The sequence below is a fragment of the Allobosea sp. Tri-44 genome (assembly GCF_004123845.1).
Taxonomy (GTDB): domain Bacteria; phylum Pseudomonadota; class Alphaproteobacteria; order Rhizobiales; family Beijerinckiaceae; genus Allobosea.
This window is the reverse complement of record NZ_NBDP01000003.1, coordinates 670,309-692,206: the sequence shown is the minus strand read 5'-3', so window position 1 is coordinate 692,206 and position 21,898 is coordinate 670,309. Positions and strand designations below refer to the sequence as shown.

At 67.7% G+C, this 21,898-nt stretch carries 19 protein-coding genes; all 19 read left to right on the top strand.

All coding sequences use genetic code 11. From position 1 onward, the window contains the following. Window positions 1-181 precede the first annotated feature (181 nt). The 19 genes from B6S44_RS03415 to B6S44_RS03325 all read left to right on the top strand — a co-directional run bounded on the left by B6S44_RS03415 (window position 182) and on the right by B6S44_RS03325 (window position 21,844). Window positions 182-1,417: an ABC transporter substrate-binding protein gene (locus B6S44_RS03415; RefSeq protein ID WP_248309416.1), complete on the top strand. Its 1,236-nt coding sequence runs from the start codon at window positions 182-184 to the stop codon at window positions 1,415-1,417. Window positions 1,418-1,583: 166 nt separating this feature from the next. Further along, entirely contained in the window at window positions 1,584-2,438 is an 855-nt protein-coding gene (locus tag B6S44_RS03410; RefSeq protein WP_129155326.1) for a helix-turn-helix transcriptional regulator, read from the top strand. After that, window positions 2,431-3,444 (top strand): branched-chain amino acid ABC transporter permease, encoded by a 1,014-nt coding sequence (locus tag B6S44_RS03405; RefSeq protein ID WP_129155325.1) that lies wholly within the window; start codon window positions 2,431-2,433, stop codon window positions 3,442-3,444. The genes B6S44_RS03410 and B6S44_RS03405 overlap by 8 nt, the downstream gene beginning before the upstream one ends. A 1-nt stretch (window position 3,445) precedes the next feature. After that, complete coding sequence (locus B6S44_RS03400; protein WP_129155324.1) at window positions 3,446-4,534, top strand: branched-chain amino acid ABC transporter permease; 1,089 nt, start codon at window positions 3,446-3,448, stop codon at window positions 4,532-4,534. Further along, window positions 4,531-5,319, top strand: a complete 789-nt coding sequence (locus B6S44_RS03395) for an ABC transporter ATP-binding protein (RefSeq protein WP_129155323.1) — start codon at window positions 4,531-4,533, stop codon at window positions 5,317-5,319. The genes B6S44_RS03400 and B6S44_RS03395 overlap by 4 nt, the downstream gene beginning before the upstream one ends. After that, the gene (locus tag B6S44_RS03390) at window positions 5,312-7,555 is read left to right on the top strand and encodes an ABC transporter permease (protein WP_129155322.1); all 2,244 of its coding nucleotides are present in this window, start codon (window positions 5,312-5,314) and stop codon (window positions 7,553-7,555) included. The genes B6S44_RS03395 and B6S44_RS03390 overlap by 8 nt, the downstream gene beginning before the upstream one ends. 205 nt (window positions 7,556-7,760) lie before the next feature. Further along, window positions 7,761-8,636, top strand: coding sequence for a phosphoenolpyruvate hydrolase family protein (locus B6S44_RS03385; protein ID WP_129155321.1), 876 nt, complete (start codon window positions 7,761-7,763; stop codon window positions 8,634-8,636). 27 nt (window positions 8,637-8,663) lie between these two features. Beyond that, a complete protein-coding gene (locus tag B6S44_RS03380; RefSeq protein ID WP_129155320.1) occupies window positions 8,664-11,426 on the top strand; it encodes a flotillin family protein in 2,763 nt (920 codons plus the stop codon). 11 nt (window positions 11,427-11,437) lie between these two features. Next, window positions 11,438-11,875, top strand: a complete 438-nt coding sequence (locus tag B6S44_RS03375) for an SRPBCC family protein (RefSeq protein ID WP_129155319.1) — start codon at window positions 11,438-11,440, stop codon at window positions 11,873-11,875. 2 nt (window positions 11,876-11,877) lie between these two features. Continuing rightward, window positions 11,878-12,330, top strand: a complete 453-nt coding sequence (locus tag B6S44_RS03370) for an SRPBCC family protein (protein WP_057191440.1) — start codon at window positions 11,878-11,880, stop codon at window positions 12,328-12,330. Window position 12,331: 1 nt separating this feature from the next. Further along, complete coding sequence (locus B6S44_RS03365) at window positions 12,332-13,153, top strand: FAD binding domain-containing protein (protein WP_129155318.1); 822 nt, start codon at window positions 12,332-12,334, stop codon at window positions 13,151-13,153. An 11-nt stretch (window positions 13,154-13,164) separates the two neighbouring features. Next, complete coding sequence (locus tag B6S44_RS03360) at window positions 13,165-13,647, top strand: (2Fe-2S)-binding protein (protein WP_129155317.1); 483 nt, start codon at window positions 13,165-13,167, stop codon at window positions 13,645-13,647. A 14-nt stretch (window positions 13,648-13,661) separates the two neighbouring features. After that, on the top strand, window positions 13,662-15,425 hold the full coding sequence (locus B6S44_RS03355) for a xanthine dehydrogenase family protein molybdopterin-binding subunit (protein WP_129155316.1): 1,764 nt from the start codon (window positions 13,662-13,664) through the stop codon (window positions 15,423-15,425). 1 nt (window position 15,426) lies between these two features. Continuing rightward, on the top strand, window positions 15,427-16,470 hold the full coding sequence (locus tag B6S44_RS03350; RefSeq protein ID WP_129155315.1) for a xanthine dehydrogenase family protein molybdopterin-binding subunit: 1,044 nt from the start codon (window positions 15,427-15,429) through the stop codon (window positions 16,468-16,470). A 4-nt stretch (window positions 16,471-16,474) separates the two neighbouring features. Beyond that, the gene (locus B6S44_RS03345) at window positions 16,475-17,359 is read left to right on the top strand and encodes an AAA family ATPase (protein ID WP_129155314.1); all 885 of its coding nucleotides are present in this window, start codon (window positions 16,475-16,477) and stop codon (window positions 17,357-17,359) included. Continuing rightward, complete coding sequence (locus B6S44_RS03340) at window positions 17,356-18,471, top strand: vWA domain-containing protein (RefSeq protein ID WP_129155313.1); 1,116 nt, start codon at window positions 17,356-17,358, stop codon at window positions 18,469-18,471. Before B6S44_RS03345 ends, B6S44_RS03340 begins: the two co-directional genes overlap by 4 nt. After that, window positions 18,468-19,349 (top strand): amidohydrolase family protein, encoded by an 882-nt coding sequence (locus B6S44_RS03335; RefSeq protein WP_129155312.1) that lies wholly within the window; start codon window positions 18,468-18,470, stop codon window positions 19,347-19,349. The genes B6S44_RS03340 and B6S44_RS03335 overlap by 4 nt, the downstream gene beginning before the upstream one ends. 18 nt (window positions 19,350-19,367) lie before the next feature. Continuing rightward, a complete protein-coding gene (locus tag B6S44_RS03330) occupies window positions 19,368-20,216 on the top strand; it encodes an N-acyl homoserine lactonase family protein (RefSeq protein WP_129155311.1) in 849 nt (282 codons plus the stop codon). Between the two features lie 14 nt (window positions 20,217-20,230). Beyond that, the gene (locus B6S44_RS03325; protein WP_129155310.1) at window positions 20,231-21,844 is read left to right on the top strand and encodes an isochorismatase family protein; all 1,614 of its coding nucleotides are present in this window, start codon (window positions 20,231-20,233) and stop codon (window positions 21,842-21,844) included. The last annotated feature ends 54 nt before the right edge of the window (window positions 21,845-21,898 follow it).

Here is a 21,898-nt window from a genome sequence, read left to right as displayed (position 1 = left end):
CCACCCGGGACCTTTCGGCAGCGAAAAGCAGACCCTCGGCAATATCTACGACCTTGGCAGTAGACCGGCCTGTGCTAGCCTAGATTTAGAGCGGGATAAAAAGTCCGCCATCGGCTCCGCCGTTGGACACCTTCGGCGCGGCCGGCCACGCAGGGAGGTAAATGCAATGCGGAAGGCATTAATGGCCGCCGTTGCGGTCTGCGCTTTGATAGCGGCCGGGGGCACCGGCCAGGCTCAAGAAAAACTCAAGATCGGCGTGATGGCGACGCTTTCGGGCGCGCTGACCTCGGGCGGCGAAGACGGCGTCCGCGGCGCGCAGATCGCGCTGAAGCAACGTGGCGGCAAGATCGCCGGCCGCGAGGTCGAGTTCATCATCGCGGCGACCGACGCCAGCCCGGACTCGGCACTGCGGGCAGCGCGCAAGCTCGTCGAGCAGGACAAGGTTCAGCTCATCCTCGGCCCGCTCTCGGGCTCCGAGGGCATTGCGATGCGCGACTACTCGAAGACGGTGCCCAACGTCACTGTGGTCGATGCGTCGTCCGGCGCGCTCGAGACCACCTACGTCAACCCGTCGCCGAACTATTTCCGCTTCAACAGCAACGGCGCGATGTGGATGGCCGGTCTCGGCGACTACGTCTTCAAGGACAAGGGCTACAAGAAGCTCGCCGTGATCGGCGAAGACTACTCCTTCCCCTACACACAGGTCTTCGGCTTCGCGCTCGGCTACTGCAAGGCCGGCGGCCAGATCGTGCAGCGCCAATGGGTGCCGCTCGGAACCAAGGATTTCGGCTCGGTCATCGCCAACATCCCCGATGACGTCGACGCCGTCTTCCTGGCGCTCGGTGGCGGCGACTCCGTGAACTTCCTCAACCAGTATGGCCAGACTGGCGGCAAGGCGAAGTTCGTCGGCGGCTCGATCATGGTCGACCAGACCGTGCTGTCCTCGCGCGGCAATGCCAAGCGCCTGCTCGTCGGCACGCCCTCCTCGGGCGGCGTCGCGGATGCCTGGGACGATCCGAAGTGGAAGGCGTGGGTCAAGGCCTACCAGGACGCCTTCCCGGCGGACAAGCGCTTCGCGAGCCCGTCGCTGTTCGCAACCAATTACTACAATGCCTTCACCGGGATGGCGACGGGTCTGGAAAAGGTCAATGCCGACCTCTCCGACGGCGGCGCCAAGCTTCGGGCCGAGCTCGCCAAGGTCGAGCTCGATGCCCCGAACGGCCCGATCAAGCTCGACGACGACCGGCAGGCGATCGCGACAACCTTCATCACCGAGGTCGTCGAGACACCGAACGGCGAGCTCACCAATAAATTCGTCCGCACCGTCCCGAATGTCTCGAAGACGATGGGACTGTCTGCCGAAGCCTTCAAGGCGGTGGGGCTACCATCACGGACCAATCCGGAATGCAAGCCGTAGTCGCCAGCGCCTGACTCCCGGGAAAGGACGCGACAGGAATCGCGCCCTTTCCCGCCTGCCGTCCCGTTCCGGTCGACGATGTCGCGCGCGATCCGCGTGCGCCATCGGGTGAAGGCTCACCTGATGAGGCGGCCTCACCCCACCGGGCATTGCTACGCGAGGAGCCATGAGTCGCGCAGTCGCGGTCTGTCACGGTCCATTCGGACGGGTGTCGATCTACGATCTCGACCGCCCACTGGTGGTGCATGCCCACCGGGAAGCTCATCTGATCTTCTTCCTCGACGGCTCGCGGGGGCTCGTGACCGTCAACGACTGCACGGTTCGGGTCGATCCGTTCATGGGCGTCGCGATCAATCCCTGGGAACCGCACAACTTCCAGCCGGAGCAACCGGGGGCCTTCGGGCTCTTCCTCGTCGTCTATCTCAAGCCGGAATGGCTGGCGGCGCAGGCGATGCCGTCCGCCGGCTCGCTGGTCTTCCCCTCCTCCGAGCTCGTGGTGACCCGCGAGCTCGCCGCCTGGCGCGATCAGGCCGTCGAAATGCTGCTGTCGCAGCATCGCGAGCTCAACCTTGCCCCGGTGCTCATGGCGCTGGCGCAGGCTTCCAGCGAACCGATCGGGCCCGAACTCGCCTCCTCGCTGCTGCATCTCTCCGCGGAAGGCGCGGTCGACCGGCGCGTGCTGCGCGCCTGCCGATTGTTGGAACAGCGCCCGTCCTGCGAAGGCGCGCTCGCCCGTGTCGCGCGCGAAGCCGGGCTGTCGCGCGCCCATTTCTTCAAGCTCTTCCGCGAACAGGTCGGCGTCACGCCGACGGTCTTCGCCAATACGGTCCGGCTCGACGCGGCGCTCGACCGGATCGTTCTGTCGAGCGATCCGGTGACCAGCATCAGTCACAGCCTCGGCTTCTCCGGCCAGAGCGTATTCACCCGCTTCTTCACGGCCCATATGGGCATGGCGCCCCGCGACTACCGGCGGGTGCTGCGCACAGTCGGCCTGCCGCAATCGCAGGCGAGCCATGTCTGATTTCATCGGCCGCCGCCCGATCTGGTCGCTGTTGATCCTGATCGCGATCGCCCTCCTTGCCTTTCTGATCTTCGCGGTCTGGACGCCGTGGATGGAGCTGACCTTCGGCCGGAAGCGCGTCTTCCTGAGCGCACTGTTCAACGGCATCACGCTCGGCGGGCTCTATTTCCTGGTCGCCAGCGGCTTCACGCTGATCTTCGGCCTGATGCGCAACGTCAACCTGGCGCATGGCTCGCTCTACCTGTTCGGCGGCTATGTCGGCTACAGCATCGGCAATCTGACCGGCTCCTGGTTCGCCGCGCTGATCGCCGCCTTCGTCATCGTCGCCCTGGCCGGCATGCTAATGCAGGTGCTGCTCTTCCGCTGGATGGAGGGCCAGGACCTGCGCCAGACGCTGGTCACGATCGGCCTCTCGATCATCGTCGCCGACCTCCTGCTCTGGAGCTATGGCGGCGATACCTTCCAGGTGACCACCCCAGACTGGCTCTCCGGCCCGATCGAGCTGCCTTTCGTCGTCGCGCTGCGCAGCAATGGCGAGGCGGTGATGATGATGTACCCGCTGGTCCGCATCGCCATCCTGATCGGCGCGATCATCCTGGGCATCGCGATGTGGCTCGTGCTCAACCGCACCCGCATCGGCATGCTGGTGCGCGCCGGCGTCGACGACCGCGACATGCTCTCGGCGACGGGCGTGCGCGTGCAGCTCGTCTTCATCATGGTCTTTGCCTTCGGTGCCGGGCTCGCCGGGCTCGCTGGCGTCGTCGGCGGCACCTTCCAGTCGCTCCAGCCGGGCGAGGACACCAAGATCCTGTTGTCCTCGCTCGTCGTCGTCATCGTCGGCGGCATGGGCTCGATCCCCGGCGCGGCGATGGGGGCGCTCATCGTCGGCCTCGCCGAGCAGTTCGGCTCGGTCTACATGCCGACCTACGCGGTGATGCTGACCTTCGTCATCATGGTCGTGGTGCTGGCGATCCGGCCGCAGGGCCTGGCGGCGGTGAGGCGCTGAGATGGCGCTTGCAGAACCCCGCCTCGCGATCGCGACTCCGCGGCCCCGCGAAGGGCTCAGCGAGGTGATTGCCCGGCAGGGCACGGCGTTCTGGATCGTCGCCGCGCTGCTGCTGGTGATGCCGCTGCTCGCCAACCCGTTCTGGCTCGTCCAGATCCTCGCCTACGCGATGATCCTCGGCATGATCGCGCTCAGCCTGATGTTCCTCGCCGGCTATGGCGGTATCGTCAGCCTGATCCAGATGACGGTTGCGGCCTTCGCCGCCTATCTCGTCGCCATCTTCGGCGACAGCGCCATCACGCAGATCAGCCTGAAATGGCCGTGGTGGACGGCGGTACCGGTCGCGATCCTGCTGGCCACCGTCTTCGGTACGCTGGGCGGCGCGCTCTCGGTCCGGACCGAGGGCATCTACACGATCATGATCACGCTCGCGATCGGCTCGGCCTTCTATTACCTGACGCTGCAGAACTACACGATCTTCAACGGCTTCAGCGGCTTCAACGGGGTTCTTCCTCCGGCCTTCCTCGGGATCGACTGGGGCAGCACCGTGCCGTTCTATTACCTCACGCTCGGCTGCGCCGCCCTCGCCTATGCGGTCGTCGTCTATGTCTCGCGCGCGCCCTTCGGCCTTGCCTTGCAGGGCACGCGCGACAATCCCAGGCGCATGGCGGCGCTCGGCTTCGATGTCGTCGCCCATCGCATCGCAGCCTATGCCTTCGCTGCGGTGATCGCCGCCTTCGCCGGGGTGCTACTGGTCTGGTACCAGCGCCAGGTCTCGCCTGGGACAGGCGGCGTCGGACCGGTGGTCGACATGCTGATCATCGCCGTGGTCGGCGGATTAAGCCGCCCGATCGGCCCGTTCATCGGTGCGCTCGTCTACGTGCTGCTGCGGACCTTCTCGCTCGATTTGCTCGATTGGGTCGGGTTCGAGGGCAAGCGCTATCAGCTGCTCATTGGCCTCGGCTTCCTCGTCATCGTGCTGTTCTCGCCGGATGGGCTGATCGGCATCTGGCAGCGCCTGCGCGACCGCTATCGCAAGAGCCGCGAGACGCAGGCAGCGCAGATGCGGGTCGGTGGAGGCTCGCCATGAGCGCCGTGCCGAGCCTGGAACGTCTGAATACTGCCAGCTCGGGCAATGCGCTCGAACTGCGCGGTGTCTCGCGCCTGTTCGGGGCGCTCGCGGCGCTGTCCGATGTCACGCTGTCGGTTCGCCCCGGCGAGCGGCGAGCCGTGCTCGGCTCGAACGGCGCCGGCAAGACCACGCTGTTCAACTGCGTCACCGGCGATTTTTCGCCGAGCTCCGGCGTCATCCGCTTCTTCGGCGAGGACGTGACGACCTTCCCGCCGCATGAGCGCATCCGCCGCGGCCTCAGGCGCACCTATCAGATCTCGTCGCTCTTCGCCGGGCTGACGGTGGTCGACAATGTCTACCTCGCCTGTCGCGGTGTCTCGCGGAACCGCTTCTCGCTGAGGCGGCCGCGCCGCGACGACACGCTGCAGCATGCAGCCGAAAGCCTAGTCGATGCCGTCCATCTCACCGCCGTCAAGGACCGGCTGGTCGGCGAGCTCGCCTATGGCCAGCAGCGCCAGCTCGAGATTGCGCTCGCGCTCTCGGGCGCGCCGCGCTTCATCCTGTTCGACGAGCCGGCGGCTGGGCTGTCGCCAACCGAGCGACAGGATCTCGTCCAGATCCTGACCTCGTTGCCGGCCCATATCGGCTACATCATCATCGAGCACGACATGGACGTGGCGCTGCGCGTCGTCGAGAGCGTGACGATGATGCACAACGGTCGCATCTTCAAAGAGGGACGGCCGGGCGAGATCGAATCCGATCCCGAGGTGCAGGAACTCTATCTCGGGGGCGGTCATGGCTGAGCGCCTGAAAGCCCCGCCCGCCGCCGGCGTTCCGGTCCTGCAGATCGCGGGCCTCAACGTCTTCTATGGCCGCTCGCATGCCGTCCAGGGCGTCGATCTCACGCTGCAGCACGGCGTCCTCTCAGTCGTCGGTCGCAACGGCATGGGCAAGACGACCATGTGCAAGGCGATCATGGGGCTGGTGCCGATCGCGTCCGGCTCGATCCGCTTCTTCGGCGAGGAGATCGCCGGGCGCTCGCCGGCCGAGGTGGCGCGGCTCGGCATCGGCTATGTGCCGCAAGGCCGCCGGCTCTGGCGCTCGCTGACGGTCGACGAGCATTTGCGGCTGATGCAGCGCGGCAAGCGCGGGTCCTGGACGCCGGAGCGCATCTACGAAGTCTTTCCGCGCCTCGCCGAGCGCCGCAACAATGGCGGCGCCCAGCTCTCCGGTGGCGAGCAGCAGATGCTGGCGATCAGCCGGGCGCTGCTGCTCAATCCGCGCCTGCTGGTCATGGACGAGCCGACCGAGGGGCTCGCCCCGGTCATCGTCGCCCATGTCGAGGAGATGCTGGTCCGGCTCGCCGATCAGGGCGATGTCGCAATCCTGGTGATCGAGCAGAACATCGGCGTTGCCACGCAGATGTCCGATCCCGTCGCAATCATGGTCAACGGCCGGATCAACCGCATCATCGCCTCGGCCACGCTGGCCGGTGACCGCGAATTGCAGCAGCGCCTGCTCGGCGTCGGCCGCCATGGCCATGACGAGACCGATGCGGTGCCGGAGATAGCAGGTCCCGGCGCGGCCGGACAGGCCGCCTCCCCCGCCCCGACCGGGCCGATCCGCGTCTATGTCTCGAACCCGGTCATCCCGAACCGCTGGTCGCAAGCCGTGCCGGCCGCCCGGATCGAGGCTCAGGCCCGCACCATCTCGCGCCCGACGCTGGCGACGCGCGATGGCCAACCGATCGGTGGGGTCCGGCCGCTCGCGGCTGCGGCGAGCAGCGAGCCTTACGTCGTCATCGCCGGCACGCTCGACACCAAGGGCGAGGAACTGCGCTTCATCCGCGACGTGATCCGGTCCGAGGGCCTGCGCACCCGCCTCGTCGACCTGTCGACATCCGGCCGCAGCGCCGGCGGCGATGTCACCCCGCAGGAGATAGCCCTCGCCTCGCCGAAGGGCTCGGCCGGCATCTCCTCGGGCGATCGCGGCACGGCGGTGGCTGCGATGACCGAGGCATTCAAGGCCTGGTTGCCGCGCCAGCGGGGCCTGCTCGGCATCATCTCGGCAGGCGGCTCGGGTGCGACCGCGATGGTAACGCCGGCGATGCAGGCACTGCCGGTCGGCCTGCCCAAGCTGATGATCTCGACCATGGCCTCCGGCGACGTCCGCGCCTATGTCGGCGCGACCGATATCGCGATGCTGCACGCCGTCACCGATGTGCAGGGCGTCAACCGCGTCTCGCGCCTCGTGCTCGGCAATGGCGCGCATGCCATCGCCGCCATGGCGAAGGCCCGCCTCGCCGAACTGAAGCCCGAGGCGCCGCGCCGCCGCGAGCCCGAGAAGCCACTGGTCGGTCTCACCATGTTCGGCGTCACCACGCCCTGCGTGCAGCAGGTCGCGAAACTGCTCGCCGACGAATGGGAGCCGCTCGTCTTCCACGCCACCGGCACCGGCGGCCGTTCCATGGAAAAACTGGTCGATTCCGAGCTCGTCGGCGCGGTGATCGACGTCTCGACCACCGAGGTCTGCGATATGCTGATGGGCGGCATTTTGCCGGCGACGGAGGATCGCTTCGGCGCCATCATCCGCACCCGCATTCCCTATGTCGGCTCGGTCGGCGCGCTCGACATGGTGAACTTCGCCGCGCCCGAGAGCGTGCCCGAGCGCTATCGCGGCCGCCTGCTCTACCCGCACAACCCGCAGATCACCCTGATGCGGACCACTGCGGAGGAGAATGCCCGCTTGGGCCGCTGGATCGGCGAGCGATTGAACCAGATGGAAGGGCCGGTCCGCTTCCTGCTCCCCGAGCTCGGCGTCTCCGCTTTGGATGCGCCCGGACAGGCCTTCCACGACCCGGCAGCCGATGCGGCGCTGTTCCAGGCGCTGGAGCAGACGGTGCGCACCGGCCCCGGCCGGCAGCTGATCCGCCTGCCGCTCCACATCAACGATCCCGCCTTCGCCGCCGCTTTGGTGCAGCAGTTCCGCGCGCTGCACGCCGGCCGGCGGCGCGAGCGGGCCGGCGGAGGCAGGTCATGACAGTTCCCTTCGGAACCTCAGCCGTCATTCCGGGGCAGGCCGCAGGCCTGAGCCCGGAACCCATATCCGCAGGTTTCGCAGGAAAGGGCCGGACGATGCCGCGAGCCCAACTTGGAATGATCGGTGTTGATGGGTTCCGGGCTCATCGCTGCGCGATGCCCCGGAAAGACGGTGCGGTTCCGTCGCCAGTTCGTACGGGGCGGTCATGACGAGCTTCGACAAGAAGGCCCTGCTCAAGCGCTTCCGGGCGATGATCGCCAGGGGAGAGCCGATCGTCGGCGGCGGCGCCGGCACGGGCCTGTCCGCCAAGTGCGAAGAGCTGGGCGGCATCGATCTGATCGTGATCTACAATTCCGGCCGCTACCGCATGGCCGGCCGCGGCTCGCTCTCCGGGCTGATGCCCTATGGCGACGCCAACGCCATCGTGATGGAAATGGCGGCCGAGGTGCTGCCGGTCGTGAAGACGACGCCGGTGATCGCCGGCGTCTGCGGCACCGATCCGTTCCGGCGCATGGACACCTTCCTCGACGAGGTCCAGCGCATCGGCTTTGCCGGCGTGCAGAACTTCCCGACCGTCGGGCTGATCGACGGCACCTTCCGCGCCAATCTCGAAGAGACCGGCATGGGCTATGGGCTGGAGGTCGAAATGATCGCCCTCGCCAATGCCAAGGGCCTGCTGACCACACCTTACGTCTTCTGCGAGGACGATGCCCGGGCGATGGCGAAGGCCGGCGCCGACATCATCGTCTGCCATCTCGGCCTCACCACCGGCGGCTCGATCGGCGCCGAAACGGCGCTCAAGCTCAAGGATTGCCCGGCGCTGGTCGAGCGCTGGGCGAAGGCTGCGCTCGCCGTCAAGAAGGATGCGATCATCCTCGTCCATGGCGGGCCGGTCGCGGAGCCGGCCGATGCCGACTTCATCATGAAGAACACGGTCAACTGCCATGGCTTCTACGGCGCGTCCTCGATGGAGCGCCTGCCGGTCGAGGTCGCGATCCGCGACCAGACCCGCGCCTTCAAGCAGATCGGCCGCGCAGCCAAAACCAGCAAGCCGGCACGCAAGCCCGGCAAGACGAAATGACCCGGATTCGGGCGGGAGGATGATGACATGACGGGGCAGCTGATCGGATCGCTGATCCTCTGGCTGATCGTGGCGGTGATCATCATCGCCATCGTCGTCTATCTGGTGAACTGGCTCTACCGCCGGTCCTCGAAGGAGGTCTCCTTCGTCCGCACCGGCCTGTTCGGCGAAAAGGTCGTCATCAATGGCGGCGCCTTCGTGCTGCCGATCATCCACGACGTCACGCCGGTCAACATGAACGTGCTGCAGCTCGCGGTGACGCGGGCGAGCAACGATGCGCTGATCACCCGCGACCGGATGCGCGTCGACATCGACGCCGAGTTCTATGTCCGGGTGAAGCCGGAGCGGGAATCGGTCTCCGTCGCCGCCGCGACGCTCGGCCGACGCACCCTGCAGCCGGACCAGCTCCATGCGCTGCTCTCCGGCAAGTTCATCTCGGCGCTGCGCACCGTCGCCTCCGAGATGACGATGGAGGAGATGCACGAGCAGCGCGGCACTTACGTCCAGCGCGTCAAGGATGCCGCCGCCGAGGCGCTCGACCAGAACGGGCTCGTGCTGGAATCGGTCGCGCTCACCGACCTCGACCAGACCGACCTGCAGTATTTCAACCCGTCCAACCGCTTCGACGCAGCCGGTCTGACGCGGATCATCGAGGAGATCGAGGACAAGCGGAAGCTGCGCAACGATATCGAGCAGGACTCGATGATCCGCATCCGCACCCGCAATCTCGAAGCCGAGCGCCAGGCACTCGACATTGAGCGCGAGAGCGAGACGGCGCGTCTCGATCAGCAGCGCGAGATCGAGATCAAGCGCGCCATGCAGCGCACCGAGGTCGCCCGCGAGCGCGCCATCCGCGATACCGAGGCCGAACAGGCCCAGATCACCTCGCGCGAAGAGATCGAGAAATCACGCATCGCCAATGAGCGCGGGATCAGCGAAGCGCGCATCGCTTCGGAAAGGGATATCCGCCAGCAGGAGATCGCCCGGACGCAAGCCGTCGAGGAGGCCGAGATCGCCGCGCGCGAGCATGTCGAGAAGGCGCGCATCGCCAACGAGCAGACGATCAACGCCGCCCGCATCGCCTCCGAACGCGAGATCAGGCAGCAGGAGATCGAGCGCACCAGGGTGCTGGAAGCAGCCGAGATCGAAGCGCGCGAGTCGACCGAGAAGGCGCGCATCCTGCAGGAAACCGCGGTGAGTGCCGAGCGCATCATCCGCGAGCAGGAGATCCGCAACCGCGAGATCGAGCGCACCCGCACGCTCGACCAGGAAGACATCGCGGCGCGCGAGGCTGTCGAAACCTCCCGCATCGGCCAGGAGGAACGCGTGCGCGCCCTCCAGATCGCCCGCAACCGAGCGCTGGACGAGGCTGAGATCAGCGCGCGGGAAGCGGTCGAGAAGGCAAGAATTGCCCAGGAGGACGCGATCACGGCCGACCGGATCGCCCTCGACCAGCGCAAGAGCCTGCTCGAGATCGGGCGCACCGAAGCGATCGATACCGCCGAAATCTCTGCCCGCGAAGCGACCGAAGCCGCCCGCATCGGCCAGGAGAAGGCCGTCGCGGCCGGGCGCATCGCCGCCGAGCTCGCGACCAAGGGGCTCGAGATCAAGCGCAATGCCGAGCTCGACACCGCCGAGCTGAAGCGCCGCGACGCGGTCGAACGCCAGCGGATCGCAACCGAGCTCGGTCTCGACGAAGAGCGGATCAATTCGAGCAAGACCCGCGAGATGCTGCAGATCGCCCAGAAGAAGGCGGTCGAGGTCGCCGAGGAAGAGCGCGCGATCGTGCTCGCCAACAAGAAGGTCGAGCGCGCCGACGCCGACAAGACGCTGCGCCAGGCCGAGATCACCGCGCGCCAGCAGGTCGAGACCGTCGACATCGCCCGCGAGCAGGCGCTGGAAGCTGTGCGGATCGAGCGCCGCCGCGCGCTGGAGCAGCTGGAGATCGCGCGCAACCAGGCGCTGCAGGAGGCTCAGATCGTCTCGAACGAGGAGGTCGAGCGCGCGCGCATCTCCTCCGATCGCGGTCTCGACGAGGCCCGTATCGGCCGCCAGCGCGAGCTGCGCAAGCTCGAGATCGGGCGCGAACGCGAGGTCGAGGCGGCCGCCATGGACAAGGCGATCGCGCTCTACGCCAAGTCGCTGGAGGAATCGGCGGCGCAGGTCAGTGCCGAGATCGCCCGCGCCAAGGCGGTCGAAGCCGAGGAGAAGGTCAAGACCGTCCGCGAAAGCGAGAGCGCGCAGCGGCGCAAGACCGTCGAGATCCTGCTCGCCGAGAAGGCCGCCGAAGAATCCCGCATCGCGTCCGAGGCCGAGAAGGTGCGCCGCGCGGTCGATGCCGAGGCGCAGAAGCTGCTCTACGAGGCCGAGAACGTGCTCAGCGATGGCGCCCGCTACGGGCTGTTCCGGCGCCGCCTGCTCGACAAGATCGAGGGCATCGTGCGCGAGAGCGTCAAGCCGTTGGAGAAGATCGAGGGTATCCGCATCCTCCATGTCGACGGGCTCGCCGGCGCGGCCAGCGGCAGCGGCGCCGGCGGAACGGCGCGCTCGCCCACCGACGAGGTCATCGAGTCGGCGCTGCGCTACCGCGTCCAGGCGCCGATGATCGACCAGGTGCTGAAGGAGATCGGCATCGAGGGCGGCAATCTCGCCAAGATGGGCGGGCTGATGCGCGAGGCCTCGGACATGCAGCGCGTCGCCAAGGAAGCGCAGCCGGCCAAGCCGAAGGACGGTGGCGGTGAACCTGCCCCCGAAGGCGGCGGCCGCCCCGGCTCCGGCAAGAAGTCGTGAGGCGCTGACCGATGGCCCGCGTCTACGTTTCCAGCGTCATCGCCGCTCCCGCCGTCAAGGTCTGGGCCCGGGTGCGCGACTTCAACGGCCTGCCGAACTGGCACCCCCGTATCGCCGAGAGCCGGATCGAGAACGGCGAGCCGGCCGACAAGGTCGGCTGCATTCGCGCCTTCTCGCTGCGCAGCGGCGACCGGCTGCGCGAGCAGCTCCTCGGCCTCTCCGACTACGACATGTTCTGCACCTATTCGATCCTCGACTCGCCGATGCCGCTGACCAACTACGTCGCGACACTCCGGCTGACACCGGTCACCGACCAGGAGCGGACCTTCATCGAGTGGTCGGCCGATTTCGACTGCGCGCCGGAGAAGGAAGCCGAGCTCGTCGCCGGCATCGGCACCAACGTCTTCCAGGGCGGGTTCGACGCCCTCAAGCGCGCATTCGGGGGATAGCCATGCCCCATGTCGTCCGCAGCACGATCATCGATACGCCGGCCGACCGGCTCTGGTCGGTCCTGCGCGACTTCAACGGGCACGACAAGTGGCATCCCATCGTAGCGCGGAGCGAGATCGAGCGCGCCTACCCGTCCGACCGCGTCGGCTGCATCAGACGCTTCGTTCTGCGCGACGGCAGCGAGCTGCGCGAGCAGCTGCTGACGCTCTCCGATCTCGAAATGACCTTCAGCTACTGCCTGCTCGATACGCCGATCCCGCTGTTCAACTATGTCGCCCATGTCCGTCTGCTGCCGGTGACCGACGGCAATCGCAGTTTCTGGCACTGGGAAAGCCGCTTCACCACGCCGCCCGGGCGGGAGGCGGAACTCGCCAGACTCGTCGGCGACGAGGTCTACACCAACGGCATCGAGGCGGTTCGCCGCCTGCCGGTGATCGTCGGCGAGGAGGTTTGACATGCTCGATCTGAGAACCTGCGCGAGCCTGTCGGAAGCCGCCGGCATCCTCTCCGGCGATCGCCAGGCGCTGCTGATCGGCGGCGGCACGCTGGTGATGCGCGAGGTCAATGAGGGCCGGCTGACCGAGGGCACGCTGGTGCGCGTCACCGATCCGGTCTTGCGGCAGATGAGCGCCGGCGGCGCCCGCGTCGAGCTCGGCGCCGGCGTGACCATGGCGATGGTGCTGGCCAACCGCGACCTTGCCTATCTCCATGCGCCTGCACGCGGCATCGGCGGGCCGGCGGTCCGGACGATGGCGACGATCGGCGGCAACCTCTTCGCCGGCACGCCTTATGGCGACTTCACCGTGGCGCTGCTGGCGCTCGATGCGCAGGTCGTGCTGCAATCCGGCTATGGCTCGGGCCGGGCGGTATCGCTGGAGGATTTCCTGAGCGCTCGCGAGCGCGGCGGCCAGGGCCTGGTCACCGCGGTTCAGTTCGCAAGACCGCAGAACCCGGCCGAATTCCATTTCCGCAAGATCAGCCGGGTCAAGCCGAAGGGCATCTCGGTGCTCTCGATCGCGGCATACCTGCCGCTCTCGGGCGGCCGCGTCGCGCAGGCGCGGGTGGCCTATGGCGCGATGGCGCCGACACCGATCCGCGCCCGCGGCGTCGAGCGGGCGCTCGACGGCAAGCCGCTCGACCAGGCGGCGACCCAGGCGGCAAAGCAGGCAGCACTCGAAGGCTGCCGCCCTGCCACCGACGCGATCGCCAGCGAGTGGTACCGGCGCGAGATCCTCCCCGTCCATCTCGGCCGGCTTCTGGCCGGCGAGCCGCGCTGAGGAGGCGCGCCATGGCCAAGCTCCCGGTCCAGTTCCGCCTCAATGGCAGTGATCGTGCCACCTTCGTCGATCCGGCGAGCAACCTGCTCGACACGCTCCGGCGCGGGCTCGGCGATTTCGGCCCGAAATATGGCTGCGGCCAGGGCACCTGCGGCGTCTGCACCGTGCTGGTCGACGGAGAGCCGCAGCTCGCCTGCCTGACGCTCGCGGTCTCCTGCGAGGGCCGCCAGATCGAGACCACCTCGGGGATGGCGAACGGGCCGGAGCTCCACCCGCTGCAGGACGCCTTCATGGATCATTTCGCCGCCCAATGCGGCTTCTGCACGCCGGGCATGCTGACCGCGGCGCGGGCGCTGCTGGCGAAGAACCCGCAGCCGAGCCGCGAAGAGGTCGTCGAGGCGATCAGCGGCAATATCTGCCGCTGCACCGGTTACGAGCCGATCATCGCCGCCATTCTCGCCGCAGCGGACGCGCCCGGCGCGCGCCGGGCCTGAAGAAGGAACCCGCCATGCTCGAGATGCGCAAGGACCTGTTCGCCGACGAGCGCGACGACAATCTGAACGTCGTCGGCAAGGGCATACAGCGCCAGGACATGCCGGGCCATGTCACGGCGCGCACCCGCTTCTTCGACGACCACGCCTTCGACGGCATGCTGCATCTGAAAGTGGTGCGCAGCCCGCATCACCATGCCCGCATCCGCGCGATCGATACCTCGGCCGCCGAGCGCGCGCCCGGCGTCAAGCGCGTGCTGCGCGGCGCCGATGTCCCGGTGAACAAGAACACGCTGCTCAGCCTGATCAATTTCGGCAAGGACGACGAGCCGTCGCTGGCGGTGAGCAAGGTCTGCTACAAGGGCGAGCCCGTCGTGGCGATCCTCGCCGACAGCGAGGCGCAGGCGCAGGCCGCCTGCAAGCTGGTCCGGATCGACTATGATCCGCTGCCGGCGGTGTTCGACGTCGAGGAGACGCTGAAAGCCGGCGCGCCGGTGGTCAACGAGACCTATCCTGGCAACTACTTCGAATATCACGAGCGCTTCGACCATCAGAAGCTGCGCTTCGGCGATGTCGAGCGCGGTTTTTCCGGCGCCGACATCGTGATGGAGCATCGCTACCAGATGTCTCCGATCGAGCATGCGCCGACGGAGACCAATGGCTCGATCGCAGCACCCGAGCAGAACGGCCGCTTCGTCGTGCACTCCTGCGCCCAGGGCCTGTTCTTCGCGCTGGGCACCACCGCCAAGATCGTCAATGTCGAGTCGAACCAGCTGCATTTCATCGGCGGCACCGTTGGTGGCGGCTTCGGCGGCAAGGTCGACTCGCTGACCGAGCCGCTCGCCGTGCTCGGCGCCATGCTGACCGGCCGGCCGGTGCGCTTCGTGCTCGATCGCGAGGAGGAGATGCTCTACGGCTCGCCGCGCGGGGCCGAGCGCATCTACATCAAGGATGGGCTGATGCGCGACGGGCGGATCGTCGCCCGCCATATCCGCAGCTATTTCGACGCTGGCGCCTATACGCGGCTGTCGAGCTATGCGGCGATCAAATGCACGGCGCATGTGCCGGGGCCGTACTGGATCCCCAACGTCGCCTCCGACATCTACGTCGCCTACACCAATCGCTGCCCGTCCACCGCCATGCGCGGCTTCGGCGTCACTGCCGTCGACTTCGCGCTCGAGGTCCAGATGGACCGCCTCGCCGAAGCCGCGAACATGGACCCGATGGAGCTGCGCATCCTCAACGCCTATCGCGACGGCGACATGAAACCGCATCGACGCGCCGCCAAGAACACGGCGCTGGTCGAATGCGTGCAGGTCGCGGCCGAGAAGGCGAACTGGCCGCTATCCGAGCAGGCGAAGCGGGCGTCTTCGCTGGTCGGCGGCGGCGCCGGCGAGCGCTCGCAGATCCCGGCGACGCAGCTCGATGCCCGCGGCCAGATCGGCCGGCCCGATACGCGCAGCGGGCCGGCGACCCAGGTACTGCCCGCCGGCACGACCCGGATCGCGCCAAGCAAGCAGCCGGTGATGGAGGGCGCGCGCGACGGACGCGCAGCGCCGACGCAGGTGCCGCGCTACGAGCCGCCGCGGCCGGCGACCGCGATACCACCTCACGCCTATCAGCCAGCGCCGCCGCCATCCTATCAGCCGGCTGGTTCGCATCCGGCCCCGCCCGCCTACCAGCCGCCGCCCGCTCCCCCTGCCCCGCCGCCGGCTGCACCGGCGCAGACACAGCATGGCGCGGTACGGTTCTCTTCGGTCTTCGGCACGAGGAGGCGCTGAGATGGCCCGTTACGAAGGCCGCGGCATGGCCTCGGTCAACTATCCGATCGGCATGAATCTCGGCGGCGATCCGAGCCAGGCGCTGATCCATTCCAACCCGGACGGCAAGTTCACCGTCGCGCTCTCGGCGATCGATCTCGGCCAGGGCATGAAACAGGTCTCGCGCCAGATTGCGGCCGAAACGCTCGGCGTTCCCGTCGAGGACGTCTATGTCGACACCGCCGACAGCGACACCGGCCCGCATGACATGGGCTCCTTCGCCTCGCGCGGCACGCACCGCATGGGCAACGCCATCATCGTCGCCGCCCGCGAGGCGCGCGGCGTATTGCTCGAGGCCGCGGCCGAGGAGCTCGAGGTCAACGCCGCCGACCTCGTCACCGATGGGCGCGGCAACATCCATGTCCGCGGCGCGCCCTCGCGCAGCATCACGGTCAAGGCGACGGCTCAGGCGGCGCAGTTCAAGCAGGGCAAGACCATCGCCGGCCGCGGCATCTTCCTGATCCCGCTCTCGGCCGTCGATACCGAGACCGGCGAGATGAATCCGAACACGGCTTTCGCCCATGCCTGCCTCGTCGCCGATGTCAGCGTCGACGACGAGACCGGCGAGGTCGAGGTGCTCAGGATGACCAGCGCCTATGAGCTCGGCCGCGTCATCAATCCGCGCATGGTCGAGCAGCAACTCGTCGGCGGGGCCTGGATGGGGATCAGCCACGCCCTCTACGAAACGCCGGAACCATACTACCCCAGCCCAGAGCACGGCCCGCGCGACTTCAACGAGTACCTGATGCCGGGACCGGGCGACATCGCGCCCTATCACGTCACCGTGCTGGAGCGGCCGGCGCCGGACGGGCCGTTCGGCGGCAAGGGCCCGGGCGAGATGTGCGCCAACCCGGTGCTGCCGGCGGTGGCCAACGCCGTCTACAACGCCATCGGCGTGCGGGTCGATGAACTCCCGATCACGCCGGAGAAGATCCTGCGCGGCATCAAGGCCAATGGCGGCGTCAAACCGGGCCCACGGCGTGGCGGCCCGGTGAACTGGCGGTGATGGCATGGCCCTGAGGACGACCGTCGCCGGCATCTCCAGCCCCGAGGACCTCGCCGAGGCCCTCCAGGCGGCGATGTATCTCGCCGATGACGGCATCGCGACGGCCGGCTACCTCTCGCTTGCGCTCGGCAAGCCGCTGCTGCTCGAAGGCGCGCCCGGCGTCGGCAAGACCGAGGCCGCCAAGGCCCTCGCGGGCATTCTCGGCCGCCAGCTCATCCGCCTGCAATGCTTCGAAGGCATCGACGCCGCCGCCGCACTCTACGAGTGGAACTATCCGCGCCAGATGCTCGCCATCCGTCAGGCGAGGGAAGGCGAGCAGCTCGACATCTATCGCGACGATTTCCTGATCGAACGGCCGATGCTGGCGACGCTGCGGCGGCCGGAGTCGACCGTGCTGCTGATCGACGAGATCGACCGCTCCGACCATGAATTCGAAGCCTTCCTGCTCGAATTCCTCTCGGATTTTTCGATCTCGATCCCCGAGCGTGGCACGCTGCGCGCCGCCGAACGACCGGTCGTGATCCTGACCTCGAACCGCACCCGCGAGCTGCACGAAGCGCTCAGGCGCCGCTGCGTCTACCACTACATCGCCTATCCGGAAGCCGAGCGGGAGGCGCAGATCATCATGCTGCGCTCCTCCGCCGTTGCCGAGAGCACGGCACGCGCGGTCGTCCAGGCTGTGGGACTGCTGCGGCAGGAGCCGCTCGCCAAGCCGCCGGGCGTCGCCGAGGCGGTCGACTGGGCCGAGGCCGCGACGGCGCTGGCGCAGACCGGCGCGCCCTGGCCGGAGGCCTTCCGCCGTTCGCTCGGCGCCGCTATCAAGGACGAGGAAGACCTCGCCCATTTGCGGCCGCGCCTGCCGCTATTCATTCCGGGGCTGGCGGCATGATTGCGCCCCTGCCCGCCGCTGCCCGGCTCTTCGTCGCCTTCCCTGCGCTGCTGCGCGAGCACGGTATCGCTGCCGCGCCCGAGCAGACCACCAGCTTCCTGATGGCGATCGAACTGCTCGGCCCGCGCAGCATCGCTGATATCCATAAGGCTGCCACCGCCACGCTCGCACCCCATCCCGAGCAGCGCGAACGCTTCGATGCGCTGTTCGACATGCATTTCCTCGGCGGCGCCCTCGCCGAGCCCGGCGATGACGACTTCGCGCCGGACGAGGACATTTCGGTCCAGGAGGATTCCGGCTCGCGCGAAATCCTGATCGCCGACGAGGCCAACGAGACGGGCCAGGTTGCGACCGGCGCCGAGGCCTTGTCGGTGCGCCGACTAGCGACCCTCGACGAGAGCGAGACCTTGCGCCGTTTCAGCCGGGCATTGCCGGCCGCGCTGCCCCGCCGCCGTGGCTATCGTCATCGGACCGCGCGACGCGGCCCCGTCGTCGATCTCGCCCGCAGCCTCAAGGATGCGATCCGCCACGACGGCGAGGTGATGAGTCTCAAGCGGCTCCGGCGCGTGACGCGGCCCCGGCCGATCCTGCTCATGATCGACGTCTCCGGCTCGATGAAGCAGCGCAGCGACGCCAATCTCGCGCTCGCGCACACCATCGTGCAGGCGACGCAGCGGGTCGAGGTCTTCACCTTCGGCACAAGGCTGACCCGCGTCACGCGGGCGCTGCGGCGCAAGCGGCGCGAGCAGGCGCTGGCCGAAGCCTCCGGGCTCGTCGCCGACTGGGACGGCGGCACGCGCATCGGCGACGCGCTGCAGGCCTTCCTCTCTGTACCCCGCTTCGCCTCCTACGCCCGCGGCGCCATCGTCATCGTGCTTTCGGACGGTCTCGAACGCGGCGATCCATCGGCCCTGGTCAGTGCCGTCGCCCGGCTCGCCCAGCGCGCCCATCGGATCGACTGGCTGACACCATTGGCGGCCGATCCCGGCTACCGGCCCGAGACCGAGGCGCTCAGGCTGATCGCGCCGCGCCTCGCCAGCCTTTCGGATGGCGGCAGCACGGCGCGGATCTGCCGGCACATCCTTTCGCTCGGAGGCACGCAAGCGGCATGACCGGCATCGTCGACTCCCATTTCCACATCTGGCGGCAGGCCGACCTGCCCTGGCTGCTCGGGCCGATGCAGCCGCGCATCTTCGGGCCCTATGAGCCGATCCGGCGCGATTATCCGGTTACGGAATATCTCGGCGATTGCCGCCCGGCGGGCGTGACTGAAGCCGTCTATGTCCAGGCCAACTGGGCCACGGACCGTTATCTCGATGAGGTCGCCTACGTCTCGCAGGCCTCGGAGGAATCAGGTTTCCCGATCGCCATCGTCGCCTATGCCGACATGCTCGCCGGCGATGTCCGCCCGCAGCTTGACCAGTTTGCGCGCAACGCCCGGGTGCGCGGCGTGCGCATGCAATTGCACTGGCACGAGAACGCGCTCTACCGCTTTGCCAGCGGGCCGGATCTCGCACGCGATCCGCGATTGATCGCCAATGTCGGCCGGCTCGCCGATTACCGCTTTAGCTTCGATCTCCAGGTCTTCGCCGGCCAAATGGCGGGCGCAGCCGAGCTCGCCGCCGCCTGCCCGGGCGTGACTTTCGTGCTCCAGCACGCCGGCATGCTGGAGGATGTTTCGCCGGAGGGTATCGCCGCCTGGCGCGCGGGCATGACGCTTTTGGCAGCCCAGCCCAACATCGTCAGCAAGCTCTCAGGCCTCGGCACCTTCCTGCGCCAGAACGATCCCGAGACGATCGCCTTCATCATCGGCGAGACGCTTGGCCTGTTCGGTCCTGAGCGCTGCCTGTTCGGCTCGAACTTTCCGATCGAGAAGCTCTGGACGAGCTATGCCGAGCTGATCGCAGCGCATCGAGCTGCCGTGCCCGAGGCTGCACAGGCGGCGGTGTTCAACGAGACCGCGAGGCGGATCTACCGCCTCGGCCAATAATCAAGGGGAGGCATGTCCATGGCGCTCGAAATCAAGATCCTCGACTATGGCGATATCGAGCTGGAATCGAGCTTCCTCGTGCTCGGCCGCGATTGCGGCCGCACCCGCCGCGTGCCGACCTATGGCTTCCTGATCCTCGGCGGTCCCTGGCCGGTGGTGGTCGATACCGGCTACCGCCACAACCAGATCATGGAGAGCCTCGGCATGCGCGGCCTCCAGTTCCACGAGAACATGATCGAGAACCAGCTCGCCCGGCACGGCGTGCGGATGGGCGATGTGCGCTATGTCATGCACACCCATCTCCATATCGACCATGCCGGGAAGGACGAGCTCTTCCCGATGAACACCACGGTGCTCGTCAATCGGCGCGAGCTCGAATACTCCGTCTCCGGGCTGATGCACCCGCAATATCCGGCGCCCGACATCAAGCACCTGATCGACCGGCTGCACACGCGCGATGCGCTGCGCTTCGAGGATCTCGAACTGTCGGGAATGATCGAGCTCTTCCCCGGCTGCTATCTCGAAGCCGCTGGCGCCCATACCGAAGGCTCGATGAACGTCCATGTCGATACGAACGAAGGCCGCGCCATCATCTGCGGCGACGTGATCTACGACTTCAACGACCAGATCGTCGCGCCCTTCCACGAGTTGCACGCCAACGAGCCGCGCACCACCGGCAATCACGGCGTCTCCAAGCGCGAGGAGAAGGCGGCGATCAAGAAGCTGCTCTCGGCCGGTGCGTTCCTGCTGCCGGTGCACGACAAGCCGGCCAAGATCGCCCATGGCCAGGTCGTCGGCCGGATGGACATGGCGGTGCCGGGGCCGGTGGTGCAGTCGCTGCCGGCGCGCAACTGGTTCGCGGCCTGAAGGGGGCCAGCACTATGACCACGCATCTCGCCGTCCAGCCCGGTTTCGCCGATCTGATCGACCTCTGGGCGCCGGTGCGCCAGCTCGGCACCGGCTTCGAGTTCTGCGAGGGCCCGATCTGGCACCCTAGCGAGCAGCATCTGCTGTTCTCGGACATGCCGGGCGATGTGCGCCGCCGCTGGGACAGGAACGGCGTGCGCGAGGTCAGGCGACCGGCGAACAAATGCAACGGCATGACCTATGATGCCGCGCTCAATCTGATCGTCTGCGAGCACGCGACCTCGTCGCTGGTGCGCGAGCGGCCGGATGGACAGCGCGAGGTCATCGCCTCGCATTTCGAGGGCATGGAACTCAACAGTCCGAACGACGTGGTCGTGAAGTCGGATGGGGCGATCTATTTCTCCGACCCCTGGTATGGCCGCATGCCGGTCTTCGGCGTCGAGCGGCCGCGCCAGCTCGGTTTTCAAGGGGTCTACCGCATTCCCCCGGACGGAGGAGCGCCACAGCTCCTGGTCGACCGCTATCTCTTCGACCAGCCGAACGGGCTCTGCTTCTGCCCGAGCGAGGACCGGCTCTTCGTCAACGACACCGTCCAGCACAATATCCGCGTCTTCGAGATCAAGCCGGATGGCCGGCTCGGCCCCGGCCGCATATTCGCCTCGGGCATCGTTGGGCCCGAGCCCGGCGTCCCCGACGGGATGAAATGCGATGCTCAGGGCAATATCTGGGTCGCTGGCCCCGGCGGCGTCTTCGTCTATTCGATCAAGGGCGAACTGATCGGCAAGCTGCGTGTGCCGGAACTCGTCGGCAATCTCACCTGGGGCGGGCCGGACTGGCGCACGCTTTTCCTCACCGCGAGCCATTCGCTCTACGCGGTCGAGACCAAGATCGGGCCGCGCCTCGAGCCCTATATGAAGGCGGCCGCCCAGCAACCGGGCCGCAGCGCCACGGCGGAGCGGCCGCTCGGCGACGCCAGCCCCGCTGCCTCCGTCTCGGCAAACGGCACGAAGAAGGCCGCTTCCGGCTACCGGCTCGATCCGTCGCGCTGCGCCCTGATCATCCAGGACATGCAGAACGACGTCGTCATGGATGGCGGCGCCTTCGCCGAATCGGGATCGCCCGGCCATTGCAAGCAGCAGAACGCGATCGCCAATGGCACCCGCCTGGCGCAGGCGGCGCGAGCGCGCGGCATTCCAGTGATCCATGTCTGGTTCATCGTCGAGGCCGGCACGCCCGGCGTCACCATGAACGCGCCGCTGTTTGAAGGTCTCGCCGACGCCAAGGCACTGGTGCGCGGCAGCTGGGGCGCAGCGCCCGTGCCGGGCCTCGAGGCGCAGGGCGGCGACCACATCGTCGAGAAGCAGCGTATGAGCGCCTGGGAGGGCACGCGGCTGGAGACCGTGCTCAAGGCGCTCGGCCGCGACATCGTCATCGTCACCGGCGCCTGGACCAACATGTCGATCGAGCACACCGCCCGCACCGGCGCCGACAAGGGCTATTTCATGGTGGTGCCGGAGGATGCCTGCTCGACGATGAACGCCGAATGGCACACGGCCTCGGTCAACTACGCCATGCAGAATGTCTGCGTGGTGACGGATGTGGAGGCCGTGATCGCCGCGACCGCCTGAGCGCCTCCCCCCGACATGACGGGGTGGCGACTCTCGCCTGTCTTCCCAAGGTTT

What these genes read in the sequence shown, in the direction of transcription:
- B6S44_RS03415 (WP_248309416.1), top strand. Translation starts at nt 182, where the DNA reads ATGGCCGCCGTTGCGGTCTGCGCTTTGATAGCGGCCGGGGGCACCGGC.
- B6S44_RS03410 (WP_129155326.1), top strand. Translation starts at nt 1,584, where the DNA reads ATGAGTCGCGCAGTCGCGGTCTGTCACGGTCCATTCGGACGGGTGTCG.
- B6S44_RS03405 (WP_129155325.1), top strand. Translation starts at nt 2,431, where the DNA reads ATGTCTGATTTCATCGGCCGCCGCCCGATCTGGTCGCTGTTGATCCTG.
- B6S44_RS03400 (WP_129155324.1), top strand. Translation starts at nt 3,446, where the DNA reads ATGGCGCTTGCAGAACCCCGCCTCGCGATCGCGACTCCGCGGCCCCGC.
- B6S44_RS03395 (WP_129155323.1), top strand. Translation starts at nt 4,531, where the DNA reads ATGAGCGCCGTGCCGAGCCTGGAACGTCTGAATACTGCCAGCTCGGGC.
- B6S44_RS03390 (WP_129155322.1), top strand. Translation starts at nt 5,312, where the DNA reads ATGGCTGAGCGCCTGAAAGCCCCGCCCGCCGCCGGCGTTCCGGTCCTG.
- B6S44_RS03385 (WP_129155321.1), top strand. Translation starts at nt 7,761, where the DNA reads ATGACGAGCTTCGACAAGAAGGCCCTGCTCAAGCGCTTCCGGGCGATG.
- B6S44_RS03380 (WP_129155320.1), top strand. Translation starts at nt 8,664, where the DNA reads ATGACGGGGCAGCTGATCGGATCGCTGATCCTCTGGCTGATCGTGGCG.
- B6S44_RS03375 (WP_129155319.1), top strand. Translation starts at nt 11,438, where the DNA reads ATGGCCCGCGTCTACGTTTCCAGCGTCATCGCCGCTCCCGCCGTCAAG.
- B6S44_RS03370 (WP_057191440.1), top strand. Translation starts at nt 11,878, where the DNA reads ATGCCCCATGTCGTCCGCAGCACGATCATCGATACGCCGGCCGACCGG.
- B6S44_RS03365 (WP_129155318.1), top strand. Translation starts at nt 12,332, where the DNA reads ATGCTCGATCTGAGAACCTGCGCGAGCCTGTCGGAAGCCGCCGGCATC.
- B6S44_RS03360 (WP_129155317.1), top strand. Translation starts at nt 13,165, where the DNA reads ATGGCCAAGCTCCCGGTCCAGTTCCGCCTCAATGGCAGTGATCGTGCC.
- B6S44_RS03355 (WP_129155316.1), top strand. Translation starts at nt 13,662, where the DNA reads ATGCTCGAGATGCGCAAGGACCTGTTCGCCGACGAGCGCGACGACAAT.
- B6S44_RS03350 (WP_129155315.1), top strand. Translation starts at nt 15,427, where the DNA reads ATGGCCCGTTACGAAGGCCGCGGCATGGCCTCGGTCAACTATCCGATC.
- B6S44_RS03345 (WP_129155314.1), top strand. Translation starts at nt 16,475, where the DNA reads ATGGCCCTGAGGACGACCGTCGCCGGCATCTCCAGCCCCGAGGACCTC.
- B6S44_RS03340 (WP_129155313.1), top strand. Translation starts at nt 17,356, where the DNA reads ATGATTGCGCCCCTGCCCGCCGCTGCCCGGCTCTTCGTCGCCTTCCCT.
- B6S44_RS03335 (WP_129155312.1), top strand. Translation starts at nt 18,468, where the DNA reads ATGACCGGCATCGTCGACTCCCATTTCCACATCTGGCGGCAGGCCGAC.
- B6S44_RS03330 (WP_129155311.1), top strand. Translation starts at nt 19,368, where the DNA reads ATGGCGCTCGAAATCAAGATCCTCGACTATGGCGATATCGAGCTGGAA.
- B6S44_RS03325 (WP_129155310.1), top strand. Translation starts at nt 20,231, where the DNA reads ATGACCACGCATCTCGCCGTCCAGCCCGGTTTCGCCGATCTGATCGAC.